Below are 19476 nucleotides of genomic sequence, written 5' to 3'. Positions count from 1 at the left end.
GGCCTACGGGTACCGCGACGAGGAATACTTCTTCCTCAAGATCCGCGCCGCGTTCCCCGGTAATCCTCGATGAACCAAAAAAATCCCGCCCGGACATCGGGCGGGATCGTGCGCGCTTCAAACGCCCCGGGGGGCGGACGCGTTCGCGTTCACAGACCTTGCGCGAGGAATTGCTCGGCGTACTTGTTGCGGTTTTCCATTTGCGGATCGGTCGCCTGTTCGTAGTCCTTGTCCCAGACCAGTGCTGCTTGGTCCGCCGTCGTCGTCTGCTTGATGTCCGTGATCGTCTTGCTGTACGTCGTGTCGAGTTCCTGATTCATGAAGCCGATGTTGGCTTCGAGGCTGCCCGGGTCGAGTCCGTGCTCCTTCGCATAGTTGATTTCGCCTTGTTTGCGTGTGCCGCCCCATTGCGCAAGACCCCAACCGTTGGCGTTGTCGTCCGCGAAGTTGCCGGAGGGCGCGCCTGTCGCTCCGCCTTGATTGACGTTGCCTTTCAGCCCGCTTTCCTGCTGCAGGTTGCCGAGCACGCCGGCGACCTGCGCGTCGGTCAGGCCGTAGCGCGATTTGAGGTCCTGTGCGATGGCGTGCGCGGCGTCGCCGCCCGATACAGTGGGCAGCGTGTTGCCGCCGCCGTGGCCGCCGCCACCGCTTCCACCGCCGCCTATTCCCGGCGACGCGCCGCCACCGCCCTGGCCGCCACCGCCGCCGCTCACGCCAGCGGGTGCGGCGCCGCCACCGCCGGCATAGGCGGGCGGCGCGGAGTACGAAGGCGTACCGCCGCCGACGCCGCCCACACCACCCGCATCGCCTGAATTCTGGCTGGAGGGATCGAGAATCTGCTTGATTTCTTCGATGAGCAACTCGAGCAGTTGTGCGAGCTGCGATTCGTTCGTGCCGCCGCTGCCGCCGACATCGTCGATGCCGTTCAGATAACCGGCGTTATAGCCTTGCACTGCCGTGGTAGACATGATTTTCTCCGCGTGAGAATGACGTTATTCATCAGCTGCCGATGGAGGGCCGATAGCGGCCGCCTGCGAAACCTAATTTATTGCCCGGCGCTTACAGCGCGTTGACGGATGCGAAGCCGTCGCCGGATTGCCGAACCGCCGAACCGGGTGGCGGCCGCGATGCCGATGCAAGCGGCTTGCGGCAGGCGAGCCGCCGCGCCACCGATGCGGCCACCTGCACGAACCTTCGTCGTTTCGCTAGCTCGGCGCGGCCCGTGTGTTCAGGCGGTCGTGCGATGCATCACGCCGAGTTCCATCGCGTTGTCGGCGTCGACCGTTCGCCGCTCGTTCGACCGGTTCGACGGGCTCGACGTGCTCGCGGCAAACGGCAGGCATCCCGCGATGATGAGCAGTGCACCCAGCGCGTTCTCCGTGAAGTTCTTATCGCCGGCGGACCAATCGCTTCTCCCCCCCACGGCGTGATTGACCACGGCGGTGGCCGCATAAAGGGAGAGGAACAGGCTGAGACGCGCGATTCCCGCGCCGGCCGCCTTGTCCCCGAGCTGCCTGGCCGTGCTGGTTTCGGAGGTGTCGATCTTGCCCCAGCTCAGGCGCAGCGACTTCAGTTCATCGAGCGCCTTGCCCGTGAAGCCGTGCGTCGAGATTTCCGAGGCCACGCGTCCCCCGATCGCATCCAGCCCCTCGCCGGCGGCATTCGCTGCCGAATAGCCGAACAGGCCTTTGATCGCTGCGTTGGTCTTCGTGTGGTGAATGAGGCTGTCGACGTAGGACGTGGCCGACCATTGCGAGCTGGCCTGCGCGGTGTTCACGGCGAGCTGGTTTCCGAAATACGGAACGCCGTTGAGCGCCTGACCTCTGACGGGGTGCTCGTAGCCGGCGTCGTGATTGCCTTCGAGCGGGCGGAACACGTTGATCACGTCGCGCGCCAGGTATGCGTACGATTTGATCGCGCTAGGCAGCATGCCGGCGAGCTGCCCAAGATGCCCGTTGCCCTCGTCGTTCTTGCCGGCATGGGCGGCGAGGCCCACCGTCGTGATCAGCGCGATGAGCTGCGCACCGTGGCCCGCGTAGGTTTTCGTGTCCGCGGCGCCGGTGTGATACTTGTGCAACATCGCGACCAGGTTGCCCATCGCCGCCGCCGTGAACAGCGAGGCCGTGATGACGCCGCGTGTTTCGGGCCCGGCGCCGGCCTTGTCGAGGACGGCTTCGGTCGCCATCGAGCACAACTCCCGGAACAGCGTGGCGCCGCCGGTTGCGACGAATTCATGACTGAACGCGTTGACGAGGTTGGCCGTCCACCCTTTGAGCGGTTGCGCGGCGCCGTAGGGGTTCCGAGTCAGCATGTCGCCGACGTTCGAGATGAACGACCGGATTTGTCCCGGCCGGGACAGCGCGGCCGACAGGTGGTCGCTGATCGCGACGGCCGATGCCGGACGGGTGTCTTCGGGTTCCGCGACCGCCGAGATATCCTCGGCCACCGATGTCCCGGCGGCCAGCGTGCGGGTTTCCAGTGCTATCCGGGACGACGAGCTCGGAACGGTCGCTTCGGGCCGGATTTCGGCATCCTGAATGTCGATGTCGTGCGCGACGCGGTGAGGCGCCGCGAAGCTGGCCGGATTCGGGGAGAGCGGGCTTCGGGGCGTCGTGTCGTGTCCCTCGGGTTTATGTTGATCGAAGACGGGGCTGGACGGAGCGGATGAGGAAGCGTTCGATGCGGCGCGGTGGAGCAACGCCGGGTTCGCCCCCTTCTCGTGCGGCAACGGGCTGCCCGAACGCGACGTGGCCGGTTGCTTGCCGGCAGCTTTCGTTTCCACCAGCTCCTGATGTTGAACGGGCGCCGCACTGTCGTGCTCCGATGCAGGCGTGTGTGGCTGCGGTTCGTCGTGTACGGGCAATTCTTCGCTCGACTGCCCGCCCCCCGACAAGTCGAGCACCGGCACCGTCTCGTCTCCCAGGGCTGCACGTTGAGCGCTCAGCTTGCCCGAACCGGGCAGCGACCGTGAGCCGCCACCTTCGCGACCGATCGCAGCGCCTGACGACGATGACGCGCGCGGAGGCAGCGAGTTGCGCCTGACCGGCAACGGTGCCGGTAGCGCCGGCGAAGGGGGCTGCGCCGTCCCGGCCGGTTGCGATGTCGTCGAAAGCGGGCCCGCCGGCGCCGGTGCATCGGTGCCGGTGTGCGCCGGAAAGGCCGGCGCATTGCTCAGCGCGCCGAGCAATGCGCCGCCGGAGGGGCGCGGGCCGGTCATCGATGCGCTTCGTTGGCGCGGGGCAGGCGCGGGCTGCGTGTCGTTGCGCGGGAGGTCGAGCGATGATGACCGTACTTGCGTGCTGTTGCTGATCGTCATGACGTTTCCTTTCGGTTGATTTCGATCGTTCGACGTCGCCTCGCGACAAAGGCCTCGATGGACTTGCGCGCTGCCTCATCGCGTCCAGGCGGTCGACGTGCGTTCGCCCGTCGATTCCGTCTTCGCGCTTTGCGAACGTGGGTTCTCGTGTTGGAAAGGTAAAACGACATGACGGTGGCAGCCTGCCGATTCCGAAGTGGCGTGCAAAAAAACGCACGTCGATGCCGGCGCCGGTGCGACGACCGCGGATCCATTTGCGCACTTCATCGCACTTGCCGCATGCGCGCTTCGCAATTTCGCTCGCCGCGTCGCGTCGCTAGCGTTGCGCAATGCCGTGGCGCATAAGCTTGTGCTTGCATTCCTCGATATCGCTCCGCGTGAGTGGGATGCGGGGACCGTGCCGCACCGACATCGAGCGATGTTGCTGGCGACGGAAATCGTCATGTCACTCAAGGAGTTCGCCATGAACAACTTAGGAATTCGGCCGGGGATCGTCCAGTCCACTGTCGCGAAGTTCGAGGAAGGGACGAAGAACGGTGCGGCCGACGGCGCGCAAAAGCAATCGCCCGCGCGCAGCAAAGGCCAACTGGACGGGCTGTCCAGCTTCAAGGGGGCCGACGGCGCGCCGCCACCTCCGCCTCCGCCGCCCCGCAACTTCGCCAGCCTGCCGGGGCGCGCGGGGAACGTCGGTGCACAGTTTCTGAGTTCGGCGCTTCATGCCGGAAGTCACTTTCTGCCGCCCGGCGTCGCGTCCACTGCAATGCATGCGGCGGGTGACATCGTGCGTCCATCGGCCCTCGGCGCAGGGGACCCCGTGACGCAAATGGCGGCGATGCAAAACGACTTCATGAAGCAGCAAAGCGAGATGACGCGGCTCAACAACGCGAACACGTTGGCGGCCGCTGTCAACCAGCAGTCGCAGGAGCTCACATCGGCGCTGGCGTCGGTGGGTAACAAGGGCGCCAGCAACATTTCGAACGCCGCGAAGGGGCAGTAACGGCGACGGCGGGCCGCGGCGTTGTCGCGCGCGGCTCGCGAACGACGCGGTTCGTCCACGCGTCCTGCCTGCCTCGTTCCTGCTTCGTCCCCGCGCTTCGCGCTTGCCTTGGCGCTCGCCATACGGGACGACTTCCTCATGCAACGTCGCTTTCCCTGTTGATGACGTTCGCGGGCAGCCGGGTCTCCCGGCTGCTCCTGCTCATCCTACTGCCCGTCATCCGCCAGCTTCATGCGCTCGACGATGCGTTCCACCGAACGCGCGTAGCGATCGCGCTCGGCAGGTGTCTCCGAATGGTACGCACCGATCGCCGCCCAGGTGTTCCCGTACTTGACCATCATCTTGTGCAGGTGCCACGCAGCCACGTAGACGCTCGAGCAGGGGTTCATGAGGTCGTCCGCCGAGACGCCGTAGCGCGACAGCAGCGGAAGGTGAATCGAGTTGATCTGCATCATGCCGTAATCGGTCGAACCGTTCCGGTTGCGATGGCGCGCGTTCGCGTTGCCATGCGATTCCTGCCACGCGATCGCGCGCAGCACGACGGGGCTCACATGTTGATAGGCCGCGGCCGCCGCAAAGCAGTCGAGGGTCTGCGCGTGCACTTCGGCGGGCCGCGCGGACAGAACGGCAAGCGCCAGCACGAGCGCCGGCCTGGGTATGAATAGTCGCATCATGGATCATCCGGTATCCGGTAAGAGCAGCGGTGCGGGAATCGCTTCGCACCGACGTGCGAATGAAAACGCCGTCCGACCCACGCGTGTGCGTTTCGTCGGACGGCGTTGGCGGAAAAAAGCCGCGGGCCGGCCGTGTTACCGATCGGGAGTGCAGGCGCTTTGGCGTCGCACACCGCTGCCCTCAGCGGCCCATCGTCTCCGAGGGCGCTTCCTGGAACACGCGCCGGTAGCCGTTGACCAGCGTCGAACGATGGCGCACGCCCCACTTGTTCGCGACGTCGAGCACGCGCGTGGCCGGTGCGCCGTCGTCGAGCAGATCGTCGCGAATGCGCTCCATCCGCTGGCGCCGGATCAGCTCGCTCGGCGACAGCCCGAGGTGGTTCTTGAACGCGGCCTGCATCGCGCGCTCGGTCACGCCCACATGCGACGCCACTTCGCGCACCGAAAGGTCCTTTTGGTCGAGGTTGTCCATCAGGTAGCGATAGGCGCGGCGGTATTTCGCCGGCAGGCGGGCGCTCACGTCGTCGGAGCGCTGCGCCGCGCGCGATGCCTGCATGTGATCGGCCGCGGCGGGCATCGACATGCTGTCCGCGCGCACGTGCTGAATCGAGGCGAGCGCGTAGCGGCCGTAGAACTGCGCGAATTCCTGCGTGCGCATCTGCTGCTGCATGATCTTCGCGCGGCAGTAGAGGTAGTCGAGGTACCAGCGCGCATGCTGGCTGCCTTGCGAATTCGCCGCGCCGGACGCATCGAGCATCGCTTCGGCCAACGGCGTCGCGTGGCCGGCGATCGCGGCCAGCGTGATTTCGAGGCACAGGCTGCGGTGATAATCGTTGAGGCCGGCCTGGCGGCTCCAGCTCACGTATTGCTTGAGCGTTTCGCCCGCGCTCGTGCGGCCGTCGGCCAGCGACACGAGCCGGTTCAGGTGCGAGAGTCGTTCGGCCAACAGCGGCAGCACGGTCCCGGCGGGCTGCGTGCCGGGTACCGGCGCCTCGCCCGGCTCGAACTCCGCGATGGCCGAGCGCCAGTAGATGTGGTCGGCGAGTCGCTCGGCGCCGTGCAGTTCGTGCTGCGCGAAGAGGTCCCGCCGCAGCGCCTCCACGAGGTAGCGCCAGCGGCGATCGTCATGCGTTGCCGCCAGCGCGGCCAGTTCGCCGAGGCGATGGCACGCCGCCTGGATCAAGCCCAGATGAAACGAAACGAGTGTCGCACCGACGAGGCTGTCGAGACGTTGGCGTGGCGTGGCCGCCTTTTCCTCGCCGACGCGCTTGAAGCAACTGAGCGCGACGTTGAACTGGTTGCGGAACAACGCTTGCCAGCCGGTATTGCGGCACGACGCGATACGCAGATCGTCGCGATGGGCGCGAATGGCTTTTTGCGCGCGGCGATACGTTTCCTCCGCTTCTTCATGGCGGCCGAGCATCAGCTCGAGGTCGGCGCAGACTTGCAGCTGTGCGTAGCCGGGCTGGGCTTGCGCCGTGTCGGTATCGGCATGGCGTGCGGCGTGGCGGACAGCGTCGAGAAACTGGCCCTGGAGCATTTTCGAGGCGACGTCCGCAGGGGTGTCGTCGAAAGCGAGGGCCGAGGCGGCGGCGAAGTAGATCGTTGAGAACATGTCGTGCTCCTGACTCGATGAGCGATGCGTTAAGCGGCGTGAAACGATTCGTGAAGCCGTGAGCGCATGTTTTCATCGCGGGCCGATTTAAGCGCGTGTTTGTGATGGTTTGTTACCTTCGGTTCGGCATCGGCGGTGGCCGGAGAGGGCGGCGCCGCGGCGGACTTTCACGCACGAGCGGCAGGCCTGCGTCGCGATTGTTTGGTGATTTGTTACGTTTGTTGCCGCGGTGCGGTAGCTGGCGCGGTGCACGGCGATGGCACGCGGGACGTGTTCGGTCTATGGATCCGGCAGACCGAAGGCGCGCGTTCTGGCTGCGCGCGGTCGACGACGTGAAACTGCGCGGCGTGCAGGACATCCTGATCGCGGTGGTCGACGGCCTGAAGGGCTTCCCGGAAACGACGGTCGAGACCGCTTCCCGGCGGATGAGGCAGCGCTCGAACGGATCTGGATGGCGCTGCGCAACGTCCTGACCAGGTGAACCGGTTCCCGGCACGATTGGAAGCGCGCCATGAATCGGTTCGCGCTTGTTTATCCAGAGCGATTAAACATTGGAGTTTGAATCTCAATCCGCGTCACACGCGGAATTCCGGATACCTCGCGCACGGCACCCAATTGGCGACTCGCCCGCGAACGGCGCCATAGCACATCATTGTATCTGGCATATTTCCACGGGCGGCCATTACGTGATTCGCGTCAAAACGTCCAAAAAATACGTGGAAGCGGCCGCAGCGCCTTGCTGGGCGGGGATTGTGCCGCGAGGACGACGCGTTCGCGCCAGTGCCTGTATCATCCATGCCGGCCGAGAAAGAACGATTTTCCGAGAGTATTTTTTTACTTAAAGGCGCGGTGTGCTTTGCCGTAAACACCCATTGATCTGTAGTGATATCCTTACGCGTCGTTACTTTTTTCTTACACAATTTCTTTCGAATTCCTGACGCCTTTCGGTACTGCTTTTAGGGCGGCTATTGGCATGGTTCAAGCAGATTGAAAAGAACGTGGCAACAAAAAAAATAGAGCTTCCGGCGCATCCGAGGTGCGTGAGCGACAAGAGGTGGAGCCGGGCGAGGGCGAATGTCTGGATAGCGGCGATACCGCCGGCAATTCGGGCGCTGCTGGGCGGCGTCTGGTTCGCCTGCACGGTCGCGCACGCTTCCGATCAGCAAGTCATCGTCGACGGCGGGCAGCGCCTGGGCGGCGTCGTGCGCACGGGCGGCCATGACGTTCCGTTGCTGCGCGCGCTCGAGCAGATCATGCCGACGAGTTACAGCATCAATGTGCCGAACGCGGGCGCATGGGCCGACGCGCCCGTGAGCTGGCGCGCCGGCTCGTCGGTCGTGCACGCGCTCGGCGAGGTGCTGTCGGTCGATCCCGCGCTGCAGGCGCGCATCGATACGGATATGCGCTTGCTCTCGGTGACTGCGCACGCGCGGCGCGCAAACGTTGACGCGCCGCAGCCTTTCCCGGCGGCGGCCGGCGCGGCGTCGCGCATGAACGGTGCCGCCACGAATGCGTCTTCCACCTTGCCCACGGGCGCGGCGGCGATGGCTCCCGCGGCGGGGCCTGCCATTGGACAGGCGCAGACCGTGGCGCAGGCGCGCGTTTCGACGTCGATGCCCGCAACACCGGTATCGGCTCGCACACACGCGGCAGCATTGGCGGTCCCGCTCGTGCCGGCACCGGCACCCGCAGCCGCACCCGCACCCGCAGCCGCAGCCGCAGCCGCACCCGCACCCGCACCCGCACCCGCACCCGCTCTGGTGATGTCGCCCGCACCGGCAGCCGGGCCGGCCATGCCGGCATCGGCACCGGCACGTGTTTCGGCACCGCCGCGAGCGCAGGTACCCACGCCGGCAAAGCGCGACGCCATTGAGCCCCCGCTGCTCGCCGCTACGCAATGGGCGTCCGGCCCGGGCTCGCCGGCGCCGTCGTCGGCGCCCACCGCCACGCCGGCGTTCGCACCCGCGGCGCCGCCCGAGCGCACGGAGTGGCAGATGCGCCTGTCGGACGGCTCCGTGCGCAACGCGCTCGCGCGCTGGGCGAGCGAAGCCGGCTGGCAATTCATTTGGGACGTGCCGACCGATTTTCAGGTCGACGCGACGGCCACGATACACGGCACGCTCGCCGAAGCGCTGCGTCAGGTGACCAATGCGCTCGCCGGCTCGCAGGTGCCGATCCAGGTGGTCTTGTACCAGCGCAACCGCGTCATGCGCGTCGTTCCCAAAGGAGCAAGTTGATGAGCGTCCTCCGTCGTCCTTTCGTCATCCTTGCCGCATGCCTGTCGCTGCTCGCGGGGTGCACCGGTCTCCTGGACAGGATCGAGCGCAGCTCGCAGGCCGATACCGCGCGTGCGGGGCAATTGCTCGGCAAGCTCTCGAACGGCGACAACCGCGCGGTGCCGGGCAGTGACGACGTCATCGTCAAGGACGAAATCTGGCTTTCGGGCAAGACGATCAAGCTCGCGACGAAATCGACGCTGCCGAAGCTCTTCGACGAGCCGGCGAGCTTCGACGGCACGGTCGATTCGCTGCGCATGTTCGCCGATCGCATGTCGCGCCTCGCGCACCTGCCGGCCAAGGTTGCGCCGGGCACGAGCGAAGCGGCCGCGCGCGCGACGCAGACCGCGGTCGATACGGGGGGCGCCGGCGCCTATCCCGGCGTGCCGCCGCTGCCCCCCGGCCTGCTGCAGGGGCCTGCACCGAGCACGAGCGCCGCGACGGTGGTCGCGCGCGTGCCGAGCGTATCCTCGCCCGTGCGCATCGCGTATTCCGGCGGCACGCTGCGCGGGCTGCTCGACACGGCATCGGCTCGCTTCGGCGTCTACTGGAAGTACGAGGACGGCGCGATCGTCTTCTTCTACACGGCCACGCGCGTCTATCAGGTCGTCGCCATTCCGGGCGACTCGAAGCTGGATACGAACGTCGTGAGCGGGGCGAGCAACAGCGGCGGCGCGTCGAGCAACAGCGCGGGGGCGGGCGGATCGGGCGCCGGCGGCGCGGGCATCGGCGGCGGAGGCGGAGGCGGAGGCGGTGGCGGGACGTCCGGTTCGCCCTCCGTGTCGTCGGACAACACCGCGAATATCACGATGAACGCGCAGCTTTCGGTGTACAACGGCTTGCAGACGGCGATCAAGGCGATGCTCTCTCCGGTAGGCTCGGTCATCACCTCGCCCGCCACGGGCTCGATCTCGGTCACCGATACGCCCGACGTGCTCGAGCGGGTGGGCGAGTTCATGGAGCAGCAAAACCGCGTGCTCGCGCGGCAGGTGCTCGTCAACGTGACGGTGCTCTCGGTCACGCTTTCCGCGCAGGACAGCTACGGCATCAACTGGCACGCGGTCTATCAGGCGCTCGGCACGCAGTTCGGTATCACCACCGCGTTCACGAGCATGATCCAGAACCCGAGCGAGCTCTCGGCCACGGTGATCACACCGTCGAGCCGCGCCTCGAGCACGACGGCCATCATCGATGCGCTTTCGACCCAGGGGACGGTGCACCGCAAGACCTCGGCGTCGATCACGACGCTCAACGATCAGCCCGTTCCGGTGCAGGTGGCCGAGCAGCAAGGCTATCTCGCGCAGATCTCGACGACCAACACCGTCAACGTCGGCAGCCAGACGTCGCTCACGCCGGGCACGATCACGACCGGCTTCAACCTCACGGTGCTGCCGCACATCCTCGACGACGGCACGATCATGATGCAGTTCTACAGCAACATTTCGTCGCTCGTGAACCTTGTGCCGTTCGGCCCGGCGAACCAGCAGATCCAGCTGCCGACCGTCGATACGCGCAACTTCCTGCAGCGCATCGCGGTGAAGTCGGGGCAGACGCTCGTCATCAGCGGCTACGAGGGCATCACCGATCTGGATAACCGGCAAGGCGTCGGCCATCCGTCGAACTACGCGATGGGCGGATTCAACGCGTCCGGCACGCGCGAGGTGATCGTCATCCTGCTGTCGCCGATCGCGATCAACGGCGCTTGACGCGCGCTCGGGCACAGGAACCGTCATGGCGACGCAAGTCATCCAGATCGGCCGCCAGCGTTTCATATGCGGCCTTTTCTGGCAATCGCTCTCGCGCCGGCACGCGCTGCGCGCGGAGGCCGTGGAACTCGCCGCGCGCCTGAATTTCGATGCGATGGTGCTGCGTATCGACCGCACGTTCGCGGGCGCGGGTTTCGCGAGCACGCGCGAGGGCGCGCAACTGGGCTTGCCGTCGCTCGGCGCGCTCGTGTCGAAGACGATCGCAGCCGAAGGCGCGTTCTACGACGGACGCCAGCAGCCGGCGCCGAACTGGCTCGGTGCGTTTCATCTGCCCGACGGGCGCTGGGCCTACTTCGCCGTGCGCGACGGCGCGTTTTTGCCGAACGGCGACTGGATCGGTTCCAGCGAGGAAGTGTTCGAGCGGCTGCACGGCGATTACAGCCTCGGCGGCTGGAACGTCGTCATCGGCGATCCGCAGCTGGAAGTGCAGGGGTTCCACAACTTCTACGCGCGGCGCATCGAGGACATGATCCCGCGCCGGGGCGGCAAGCCGCATTTGCCGCGCTGGCTCAATCTGTCGCGTGTCTCGCGACGCGCACCGCGGCGCGAGGTGCTGCTCGCCGCCGCTGCGATCGTGGTGGCGGCCGCGGTGGCGGCCGGCATCGTCGCGTACCGGCGCCACCGCATGGAACTCGAGCGGCAGCAGGCGTTCGAGCGGATGCGCGCGGAGCTCGCGCTGCATCCGCCCAAGCCCGCGGCACCGCCCGAAGCGCCGCACCCGTGGGCCAGCGAGCCACGGCCCGATGCATTCGTTCGCGCGTGCCTCGATCACTTCACGCACCTCGCGCCGGGCGGCTGGGAACTCGACGACTACGTTTGCCGCGCGTCGAACGTCAGCTACAGCTGGTCGCGGGGCGGATCGAACGTGGCGATGTTGATGGCGGCGGAGCCGCGCGCGACGATCGACGGCAACGGCGAGCATGCGAGCTACGTGGAGCCGCTGGCATTGCCCGTGGGGGGAGACGAAGTGCTCGAGGGCGTGCGCGGCGTGCGCTTGCGCATGCTTTCCGCCTTCCAGTTGCTGGGCATCGGCCTGACGTTCACGCTGCAGCCGGCAAGCGCGCCGCAGCGCAGCCTCGCTTCGCAAACGCTGGACCGCCTGCACCCGGGCGGCGAGCCGCCCCCGGCGCCGCGCTGGCAGACCTGGCGCATGTCGGCGCAACTGGACGACGTGCGGCCCGACAGCCTCATCAGGTACCTCGACGAGCCGGGTGTGCGCGTCGAGACGCTTTCATACAAATCCGGGCAGTGGACGCTCGACGGAGTGCTCTATGAGAAATGACGCTGCATTGACCGTACTGGTGCTCGCCTGCTGCGGGGCGTGGCCGTTGGCCGCGTTCGGCGAGGCCGGCGCCGCAACTGCCACGGCCGCCGCGCCCGCTGAAGCGGCGCCGCGCATGAACGTCGTTCCGACGCCGGCCGCCGTGCAGGCAGCCAACGAACTGATGCGGCTACAAGAGGAAACGATGATCCTCAAGGCCCAGCTGAAAAAGCTCGACGCGCAGGCGCAGGTGGCGGAGCGGCAAGAAGCGCTGCATCGGATGGGCAGTACCGTCTCGTCGTATTCGGACGTGTCGCTCGTGGCGACACAAGGGCTCGGCAAGAGGCTCGGCGCAACGGTGGCGACGAGCGACGGCGCGGAGTTCGACGTCGGGCCCGGCGATACGCTGCCCAACGGCATGCGCGTGGCGGCCGTTCGCCCGGGTGCGATCGTCCTCGCATCGCAAGACGGACGGCGCACGACGCTGACCGTCTCCGCGAGCGCGCGGCAGCAGCCCGCGCGCAACGTGGCGTCGACAGGCTCGCCCGGCGTGCCGCCGGTGCCGACGCTGCCTGCTTTGCCGATGTCTGCGAGGTGACGCGATGAGTTCGTCTCCGACACCGCCGGGCAAGACGCCCAAAAGCGTGACGCCGCTGATTCTCTCGCGCGCCGTGAAGCCGATCGAAACCGATCCGTCCGTGACGCAGGTTCAGCCCGCGGCCCCGGCCGCGCCGGCGCTCGCGCCCGTTGCGCGGTCGCGCGAGCCGGTGCTGAGCGCCGTGGCCGCTGCCGCCGCCGCTTCGGTGCAGCCCGCGCAAACGGCGTCGCAAAGCCAGCCGCCGGGGCAGGCGCTGCCGCTCGCCGCCGTGGCGCGCCCGCTTTCCGACAGCGGCGAGTTCGCCGCGAGCGACGAGGAGCGCAAGTTTCTCTGCCTGCTCGACGACGGCACGCTGCTCGTGGCCGAAGGGCACGAAATGAATCCGTTCGTGCTGTCGTACTGCGCGCGGCTCGAACGGCTCAATTGCCGCTATACGACGCGGCTCGTGGCGCTCGATGCGATCAGGCGCAGCTATCAGGGCCCGCGCCGCGACGGCAGCGCCGAGCGCATCGATCACACGCAGATGCAGGTCGTCGCGAAGAACCTGATCGCGCGGGCGTGCGATGCGCGTGCGTCGGATATCCATATCCGTGTGAACCGCTTCAGCACGGAGATTCTGTTTCGCATCCACAACGAACTCGTGCGCATGTCGGAGCAGACGCGCGAGTACGGCGAGCGGCTGCTCGCCACGCTTTATGCGGCGATGTCGAGCGTATCGGACAACACCTACAAGCCGAACGAGCGCCAGGACGCGGCCATCGGCGATCGGGACAAGCTGCCGGACCGGCTTTTCGGCGTGCGGATCGCGACGGCGCCCACGAGCGTCGGCAGTGTCATGGTGCTGCGGCTGCTCTACAACGATGCAGGCGAGGCGACGGCCCTGACCGAGCTCGGCTTCACGGTGGCGCAGGCGAACGCGTTCGAGCTGCTCGCGCAGCAGCCGCACGGCATGAACATCATCAGCGGCCCGACCGGCTCGGGCAAATCCACGACGTTGCAGCGCGTGCTGACGAAGCAACTGCGCGAGATGGCCGGTTCGATCCACGTCATCACCGTGGAAGATCCGGTGGAGTACCCGATCGAGGGCGCGGTGCAGACGCCCGTCGTCAACGCGCCGACGGAAGAGGCGCGCTCGCTCGCGTTCGCCGCCGCGATCGCGAATGCGATGCGGCTCGATCCCGATACGATCATGATCGGCGAGGTGCGCGACCGCGCATCGGCGCAAAGCGCGTTGCGCGCCGCGATGACGGGCCATCAGGTCTGGACGACGGTGCACGCGAACGGCGCGCTCGCGATCGTGGACCGTCTCGTCGATCTCGGCTTGCCGATCGCGATGGTGACGGACGAATCGCTCGTCACGGGGCTCATCAGCCAGCGGCTCGTCAAGCTGCTGTGTCCGCACTGCTCGCGCCCGCTGGCCGAGTCGATGGCGCAGCTCGACATGGGGCTCGTCGCGCGCGTGAAGCGGGCCGTCGGCGCGCGGTTCGACGCGGTGCGCGTGGCCGGGCCCGGTTGCCCGCATTGCAAGAACGGCACGGTCGGCCGGACCGTGGTGGCCGAGGTCGTGCGCACCGACGCGACGTTTTGCGAATTGCTGCGCGCCGGGCGCAAGCCCGATGCGCACGCGTACTGGCTCGGCGAGCTCGCGGGGCAGACGGTCGCGCAGCACGCGCTCGAAAAAGTGGCGGCGGGCCTCGTCGATCCGCGCATGGCGGAGCGCGTGGTCGGCCCGTTCATGCCGGGCAGCGGGGGGCGGCCGCAGCCGCTCGGAAGCGGCTATGGCACTTGAGCTCAACCGGCGCTGGGCGCGCCTGCAGCTCACGACGCAGGCGCGCCTGCGGCTCTATCGCAAGATCGCGAAAATGCTCGCGAACGGTTTGCCGTTGCTCAAGATTCTCGAGGAACTCGAGTTGCGTGCGTCGCACGAGGGCCGCAAGCCGAACGAGCCGCTGGCATTGACGCTCGCGGACTGGCGCAGCGTCGTGCAAAACGGCGGCATGCTGGCCGAGGCAATGGCGTGGTGGGTGCCGCATACCGAACAGATGATCGTCATGGCCGGCGAGCAGTCGGGGCGCCTCGAGGCCGCGCTGCTGAACGTGTGCAACGTCGTGCAGTACAGCCGCCGGATCCGCACGGCCGTCGTCGGCGGATTGACCTACCCGTGCGTGATCGTGGCGATGACGATCGGGTACGTGTACCTCTTCGGCCAGATCGTGATTCCGCGCTTCGCGTCGATCGTGAACCCGGAGCACTGGCACGGCGTGGCGAAGTCGCTCTACGAGCTGTCCCGGTTCGTGCAGGGCGGCATGATCTACTGCCTCGTGGTGCTCGCGATCCTCGTCGCGGCGCTCTTTTACTCGATGCCGCGCTGGTCCGGCAACGTGCGGGTCTGGCTCGACCGCTACCCGCCTTACTCGATCTATCGGCTCATCACGGGCTGCGGTTTTCTCGTCGCGTTTTCGTCGCTGCAGGCGGCGGGCTTCACGGTCGAACGCTCGCTCGCGCGGCTCGCCACCGATGCGAAGCCGTGGCTCAGGCGGCGAATCGACGACATGCTCTTCGGCGTGAAATCGGGGCTCAACGTCGGCGAGGCGATGAAGAACGCCGGCTACCGGTTTCCTTCGGAGGAGATCGTCGACGATCTGTGCGTGTATGCCGAATACAAGGGCTTCGCCGAGGCGCTGCACGCGATCGCCAACGAATGGATGACCGACGGCGTGGAGACGATCGAGGCGCAGATGCGCGTGGTCAACGGCGCGGCGATCGTCGTGCTCGCGCTCGTGCTGTCGTGGCTGATCAGCGGCTTCTTCGGAATTCAGCAGGAAATTGCGGCTTTGGCCCGGAGTCTGCATTGAGCGTGCCGTGTAATGACGTGTAGGCGCAGTGCGAACGAACGGGTGTCGAAAGGAGAGGCACGTCTTTCTTCAGTGCCGATTGAGGAAACCAAGGAGAGCAACATGAATGTCAAGACCGTCGCATCGATTCGCGCCCGGGTGGGCAGCCGCGGGTCGCGGCGCATGCAGCGTGGCGCCACGCTGCTCGAAGCAATCGCCTATCTCGGGATCGCCGCGATCGTCGTCATCGGCGCCATTGCGCTGCTGCGCGGCGCATTCGGCAGTGCTTCGTCGAATCAGACCGCCGAGCAGGTGACGGCCATCCAGACCGGCGTCAAGAAGCTGTATATGGGGCAGACCAACGGCTACAACGGGCTGACGACGACCGTCGCCATTGCCGCCGGCATCATCCCGACGACGCTCGTCATCGACACAGCGGCAAATACCGTTACCGATGCGTGGGGTGGCGCGGTAACCGTGACGGGCACGGGCAGCGGCACCTTCACGATCGAATTCGCTTCTGTGCCGACGGACGTCTGCATCAACGCGGCATCGGCTGGCGGAACGTGGACGGCCGTGTCTATCGGCGGTGCGACGCAAACTGTGCCGGTAACGCCTGCCGCCGCTCAGGCGGCGTGTACCGGCGGTGCGAAGAACATCATCTGGACCTCGGCCTGATCGCGGCCCGAGTATCGGCCTTCGCTCCGATTGACGCCACGAGCCGCCCGCCATGTTCCTGATCTGGATCGTCGCCGCCTTCGCGATGCTGACCGGTGCCTACGCGCTGCTCGGCGCCGAGGCGGCGCCGGCACCGCTCGCGCCGTCGGCGATGGCGCTCGCGGCGAACATGAGCGCCTACCGGCAGGCCGTGGTGGCGTTCGCGCGCGCCAACCCGTCGTTCGCCGGCAGCGTGCCGGCGGCCAGCCTCGCGCCCTCCCTCGGGGCGACCGTTCCCGATCCGATGTGGCGGAACTACGTCCAACCCAATGCCGGCTATGCGGGCAGCCTGGTCGTGGTCTATGCGGCATCCGCGTCGGCCGCGGCCGCGGTCGACGGCATCGAGCAGATTGCGCAGGGCTCGGCGCTGGCCGGCGTGGCGCTCGGCGCCAACCTCGTGTCTCCGGGCAACCCGGCCGTGCCGCTGCCGGCCGCACTGGCGAACGCGATCCCGAACGGCATGCCGGTATGGATGGCGCAAGCGTATGACTGAGCGCACCCGAACCCTTGCCCGCACCGGCATGCGGCGCCGCGGCCCCCGCGCGCGGCCGGCTCGCCGCATGTCCGGCTTCACGATGGTGGAGATGCTGGCCGTGCTTGCACTCGCCGCATTGATGATGGCGGGCCTCGTCACGCTCACGAACTCGTCGCTCGACGATACGCGCGCGCAGCAGGCCGCGCTTTATCAGTCGCAGCTGACGGCGGCGGCCACGCGGCTCATTCGGCAAAACTACACGGCGCTCGCGGCCCAGGCCACGACCACCTCGCCGGTGATCGCGAAAATGACCGGCTCGACGTATCAGCTGTCGACCTACCTTCCGAATGCGTTGGGCGGCACGAACCCCTATGGTCAGGTGCCGTGCCTGCTCGTCTACGCGGCGCCGGGCGGCGCGAACCCGGTGGCGTTGCAGGCGCTGCTCGTCACGGAGGGCGGCCGGACCATTCCCGATCCCGAACTCGGCTACATCGCGGCGAACGCCGGCCCGGGCGGCGGTTCGATCCAGGCGACGAACAATGCGAACGGCGCGGCCACCGGCGCCTTCGGCACCTGGAAAATCGATACGCCGAACCCGGCGAATACATCCTGCACAAACAAGAAAACGGGCACGGGCCATCTCGCGAGCCTCATTTTCTACGACGGCACGCAGGCGCAGAACGTCGACTATCTGTACCGCGTGGCCGTGCCGGGCAATCCGCAGGCGAACACGATGCAAGTGCCGATCGTGCTCGCGCGGCAGATCGACTATGCCGCCTGCACGCAGCCCGGCGCCATCGCGGCCGACGCGTCGGGCAACGTCCTGAATTGCGATCAAACGCAGAACCTCTGGGTGCCGCAGGCGGCCTATCACTGGCGCGAACCGGTGGCCGACGAAGCGGCGCTCGCGGGCGTTGCCGCGCATCAGGGCGACGTGCGGCTCACCACCGCGACGAATCGGGCCTATGCGTACAACGGCGCCGCATGGCAGGCGCTGGCGGTGGACGAAGCGGGCAATCTCGCGCTTGGCAACGCGCACAACGTCGGCGACCCATGCCCGCCCGCGCCGCAGAATTCGGCCATCGCCCCCGCGTCGGCGAGCACGACGCTCGTCTCCACCGATGCGAACGGACGCGTGCTGTCGTGCCGCGGCGGCAGGTGGCAAACGCAAAGCGAAATCGAGCCGGCGTCGTCGCTCACGGGCTGTCAGCTCGTGATGGCCAACCCGAACGGCGCGGGCGATTACTCGGCCTGCACGGGCCAGCCGGCGACGAACTTCCAGTCGGGCGCCTATTCGTACAACGGCAGCAACGGTACGTACTCGTATACGTTCAGGACGACCGTCAACCTCGCCAAGCCGGGGATCATCGTCGCGTCCACCTGGGCGCACCTGAACGACGGCATGTGCAACGGCCCCACCGGCAACCGGGGGCAGCTCTCGCAGAGCATCGACATCACCGACGGCGGCAACCACAACCTCGGGCATACGGAGAGCCAGACGCCGACGCTTCAGGACGATTCGGGCGGGATCAACAACGCGCTGTCCCAGGCGGGCACGCCCGGCACCTACACGATCGTCGTGACGACGAACTGGGCGACGTACGCCGGTATCACGACGCCGTGGATCAGCAGCTTTTGCGGGGAGTCCGGCCAGACGGTCTGGAACACGCCCGTCGCGGCGGGCTGGACGATCAACTCCTACTACTGAGCGCCCGACCGTGAGCCTATCCATACCGCACACCTTCGCAGCACGGCCACGCACGGCGCGACCGGCGAAAGCGGCGCCATTGCGCCGGCACCGCCTTCGCGCGGGCTCAGTGCGGCGCGAGCGTCTGCAGCATTTCGTGCAGCTCGAGCCGGTTGTAGGTCGCGCGCAGCACGTCGCGCGGCAGGCATTGCTGCTTCGATACGAGGCTGAAGAGGTGATCGTTGAGCATGCGCGACATGTTGTCTTCCTTGCGCTTCATGAACTCGGCAAGGTACGGCAGCTTGCCCGGATCGGTCAGCAGGCCGCTGATCTGCTGATTGTTGTTGAAGAGCAGTTCGCTCGCGAGCACGAAGTTCTCGCCATCCTCGGTCGGCACGAGGCATTGGCAGATCACGCCGATGAGGCAGTTCGCAAGCGCGGCCGCATAGCGCTCGCGCTGCTCGGCCGGAAAGAACGACAGCAGCCGCGTGAGCGTGCCGATCGCGCTGCCCGTGTGCATCGTCGCGAGCACGAGGTGGCCCGATTCGCCGGCCTGCAGCGCCGTCTCCGCGGTCTCGGGGTCGCGCACCTCGCCGACCATGATGACGTCGGGTTTCTGCCGCAGCGCCTCGCGCAGGCCGGCCGAGAAGCTCGGCGTGTCGGTCGGCACTTGCCGCTGCGAGACGATCGACGTGCGGCCCTCGAGTTCGTATTCGATCGGCTCCTCGATCGTGACGATGTGGCTGTTGCGCGTGCGGTTGATGTGCTCGAGCAGCGACGCGATCGTCGTCGTCTTTCCCGAGCCGGTCGGGCCCGTCACGAGGATCAGCCCCTTCGCGCTGTCGATCATCGAGCGCACGTAGGCGGGCAGGCCCAGCTTGTCGAGCGCGAGCGGCTGCAGCGGCAGGCGCCGGATCGAGATGACGAGCTTGCGGCCGCCATTGGTGCGGTAGATGTTGCAGCGAAGGCGGCAGCGCGTGAGCACGAACGGGCGATCGATCGCGCCGTGCTGAAGCTGCGCCTCCCAGTCCGGTTCGATCGACGCCAGCGTGGGCAGCATTTCGTCGTGGAGCACGGGCTCCTCGCCGACGGCGAGCCACCCGCGCGGCGCCTTGATCATGATCGGCCGGTCCTGCTCGATATGGATGTCGGTGAAAGTCTGCCGCAGGTCGATCAATTCGAGAATCTCGCGCGTCAGGTCGCGACGTTCGTGACTCGGAGCGTTCATCGTCAATGCCCTTCCTATGAAAGATAGTCGGA

The 19476-nt window shown here is 67.1% G+C and carries 15 protein-coding genes and 1 pseudogene; 11 read left to right on the top strand and 5 right to left on the bottom strand.

The window, feature by feature from the left end; translation table 11 throughout:
- Positions 1-149: 149 nt before the first annotated feature.
- Positions 150-968: a phage tail tip lysozyme gene (locus tag J8I33_RS31305; RefSeq protein WP_209939734.1), complete on the bottom strand. Its 819-nt coding sequence runs from the start codon at positions 966-968 to the stop codon at positions 150-152.
- Positions 969-1228: 260 nt separating this feature from the next.
- Positions 1229-3316: a hypothetical protein gene (locus J8I33_RS31300; RefSeq protein ID WP_245172599.1), complete on the bottom strand. Its 2088-nt coding sequence runs from the start codon at positions 3314-3316 to the stop codon at positions 1229-1231.
- A 196-nt stretch (positions 3317-3512) separates the two neighbouring features.
- Between J8I33_RS31300 and J8I33_RS31295 the strand changes: the two genes are divergently transcribed.
- A complete protein-coding gene (locus J8I33_RS31295) occupies positions 3513-4313 on the top strand; it encodes a hypothetical protein (RefSeq protein WP_245172598.1) in 801 nt (266 codons plus the stop codon).
- Between the two features lie 206 nt (positions 4314-4519).
- On the opposite strand, the gene J8I33_RS31290 is transcribed toward J8I33_RS31295, so the two are convergent.
- Both J8I33_RS31290 and J8I33_RS31285 read right to left on the bottom strand, forming a co-directional pair.
- On the bottom strand, positions 4520-4987 hold the full coding sequence (locus tag J8I33_RS31290) for a lytic transglycosylase domain-containing protein (protein ID WP_124630487.1): 468 nt from the start codon (positions 4985-4987) through the stop codon (positions 4520-4522).
- A 181-nt stretch (positions 4988-5168) separates the two neighbouring features.
- Positions 5169-6602, bottom strand: coding sequence for a helix-turn-helix transcriptional regulator (locus J8I33_RS31285; protein WP_050011173.1), 1434 nt, complete (start codon positions 6600-6602; stop codon positions 5169-5171).
- A gap of 234 nt (positions 6603-6836) precedes the next feature.
- Here J8I33_RS31285 and J8I33_RS31280 point away from each other — a divergent pair.
- The 10 genes and pseudogenes from J8I33_RS31280 to pilV all read left to right on the top strand — a co-directional run.
- Positions 6837-7164: pseudogene (locus J8I33_RS31280) on the top strand (transposase); the annotation flags it as partial.
- 406 nt (positions 7165-7570) lie between these two features.
- Complete coding sequence (locus J8I33_RS31275; protein ID WP_245172597.1) at positions 7571-8839, top strand: toxin co-regulated pilus biosynthesis Q family protein; 1269 nt, start codon at positions 7571-7573, stop codon at positions 8837-8839.
- Positions 8839-10584 (top strand): PilN family type IVB pilus formation outer membrane protein, encoded by a 1746-nt coding sequence (locus J8I33_RS31270; RefSeq protein ID WP_209939733.1) that lies wholly within the window; start codon positions 8839-8841, stop codon positions 10582-10584. Before J8I33_RS31275 ends, J8I33_RS31270 begins: the two co-directional genes overlap by 1 nt.
- Before the next feature lie 25 nt (positions 10585-10609).
- Complete coding sequence (gene pilO2, locus J8I33_RS31265) at positions 10610-11926, top strand: type 4b pilus protein PilO2 (protein ID WP_209939732.1); 1317 nt, start codon at positions 10610-10612, stop codon at positions 11924-11926.
- Between the two features lie 46 nt (positions 11927-11972).
- Positions 11973-12503 carry a type IV pilus biogenesis protein PilP gene (gene pilP, locus J8I33_RS31260; RefSeq protein ID WP_245172596.1) on the top strand — a complete coding sequence of 177 codons (531 nt, stop codon included), beginning with the start codon at positions 11973-11975 and terminating at the stop codon, positions 12501-12503.
- Positions 12504-12507: 4 nt separating this feature from the next.
- Positions 12508-14292 (top strand): ATPase, T2SS/T4P/T4SS family, encoded by a 1785-nt coding sequence (locus J8I33_RS31255; protein WP_124554037.1) that lies wholly within the window; start codon positions 12508-12510, stop codon positions 14290-14292.
- Positions 14282-15358 (top strand): type II secretion system F family protein, encoded by a 1077-nt coding sequence (locus J8I33_RS31250; RefSeq protein ID WP_209939730.1) that lies wholly within the window; start codon positions 14282-14284, stop codon positions 15356-15358. Before J8I33_RS31255 ends, J8I33_RS31250 begins: the two co-directional genes overlap by 11 nt.
- A 102-nt stretch (positions 15359-15460) precedes the next feature.
- Entirely contained in the window at positions 15461-16015 is a 555-nt protein-coding gene (locus J8I33_RS31245; RefSeq protein WP_209939729.1) for a type 4 pilus major pilin, read from the top strand.
- A gap of 52 nt (positions 16016-16067) precedes the next feature.
- Complete coding sequence (gene pilM, locus J8I33_RS31240; protein WP_050011165.1) at positions 16068-16547, top strand: type IV pilus biogenesis protein PilM; 480 nt, start codon at positions 16068-16070, stop codon at positions 16545-16547.
- Complete coding sequence (pilV, locus tag J8I33_RS31235; protein WP_209939728.1) at positions 16540-18237, top strand: shufflon system plasmid conjugative transfer pilus tip adhesin PilV; 1698 nt, start codon at positions 16540-16542, stop codon at positions 18235-18237. Before pilM ends, pilV begins: the two co-directional genes overlap by 8 nt.
- Positions 18238-18343: 106 nt before the next feature.
- Here the strand turns inward: pilV and J8I33_RS31230 are convergent, their stop codons facing one another.
- Complete coding sequence (locus J8I33_RS31230) at positions 18344-19444, bottom strand: ATPase, T2SS/T4P/T4SS family (protein WP_027782676.1); 1101 nt, start codon at positions 19442-19444, stop codon at positions 18344-18346.
- Positions 19445-19476 lie beyond the last annotated feature (32 nt).

The organism is Burkholderia sp. AcTa6-5, from assembly GCF_017815075.1.
In the GTDB taxonomy this organism is placed as follows: Bacteria; Pseudomonadota; Gammaproteobacteria; order Burkholderiales; family Burkholderiaceae; genus Burkholderia; species Burkholderia sola.
Note: the sequence above shows the minus strand (reverse complement) of the source record. Positions and strands in the feature narration are given on the sequence as shown.

Excerpts from the sequence above, each read along its gene's own strand:
- J8I33_RS31305 (WP_209939734.1), bottom strand. The coding sequence starts at position 968 with ATGTCTACCACGGCAGTGCAAGGCTATAACGCCGGTTATCTGAACGGC.
- J8I33_RS31300 (WP_245172599.1), bottom strand. The coding sequence starts at position 3,316 with ATGACGATCAGCAACAGCACGCAAGTACGGTCATCATCGCTCGACCTC.
- J8I33_RS31290 (WP_124630487.1), bottom strand. The coding sequence starts at position 4,987 with ATGATGCGACTATTCATACCCAGGCCGGCGCTCGTGCTGGCGCTTGCC.
- J8I33_RS31285 (WP_050011173.1), bottom strand. The coding sequence starts at position 6,602 with ATGTTCTCAACGATCTACTTCGCCGCCGCCTCGGCCCTCGCTTTCGAC.
- J8I33_RS31270 (WP_209939733.1), top strand. The coding sequence starts at position 8,839 with ATGAGCGTCCTCCGTCGTCCTTTCGTCATCCTTGCCGCATGCCTGTCG.
- pilO2 (WP_209939732.1), top strand. The coding sequence starts at position 10,610 with ATGGCGACGCAAGTCATCCAGATCGGCCGCCAGCGTTTCATATGCGGC.
- J8I33_RS31255 (WP_124554037.1), top strand. The coding sequence starts at position 12,508 with ATGAGTTCGTCTCCGACACCGCCGGGCAAGACGCCCAAAAGCGTGACG.
- J8I33_RS31250 (WP_209939730.1), top strand. The coding sequence starts at position 14,282 with ATGGCACTTGAGCTCAACCGGCGCTGGGCGCGCCTGCAGCTCACGACG.
- J8I33_RS31245 (WP_209939729.1), top strand. The coding sequence starts at position 15,461 with ATGAATGTCAAGACCGTCGCATCGATTCGCGCCCGGGTGGGCAGCCGC.
- pilM (WP_050011165.1), top strand. The coding sequence starts at position 16,068 with ATGTTCCTGATCTGGATCGTCGCCGCCTTCGCGATGCTGACCGGTGCC.
- pilV (WP_209939728.1), top strand. The coding sequence starts at position 16,540 with ATGACTGAGCGCACCCGAACCCTTGCCCGCACCGGCATGCGGCGCCGC.
- J8I33_RS31230 (WP_027782676.1), bottom strand. The coding sequence starts at position 19,444 with ATGAACGCTCCGAGTCACGAACGTCGCGACCTGACGCGCGAGATTCTC.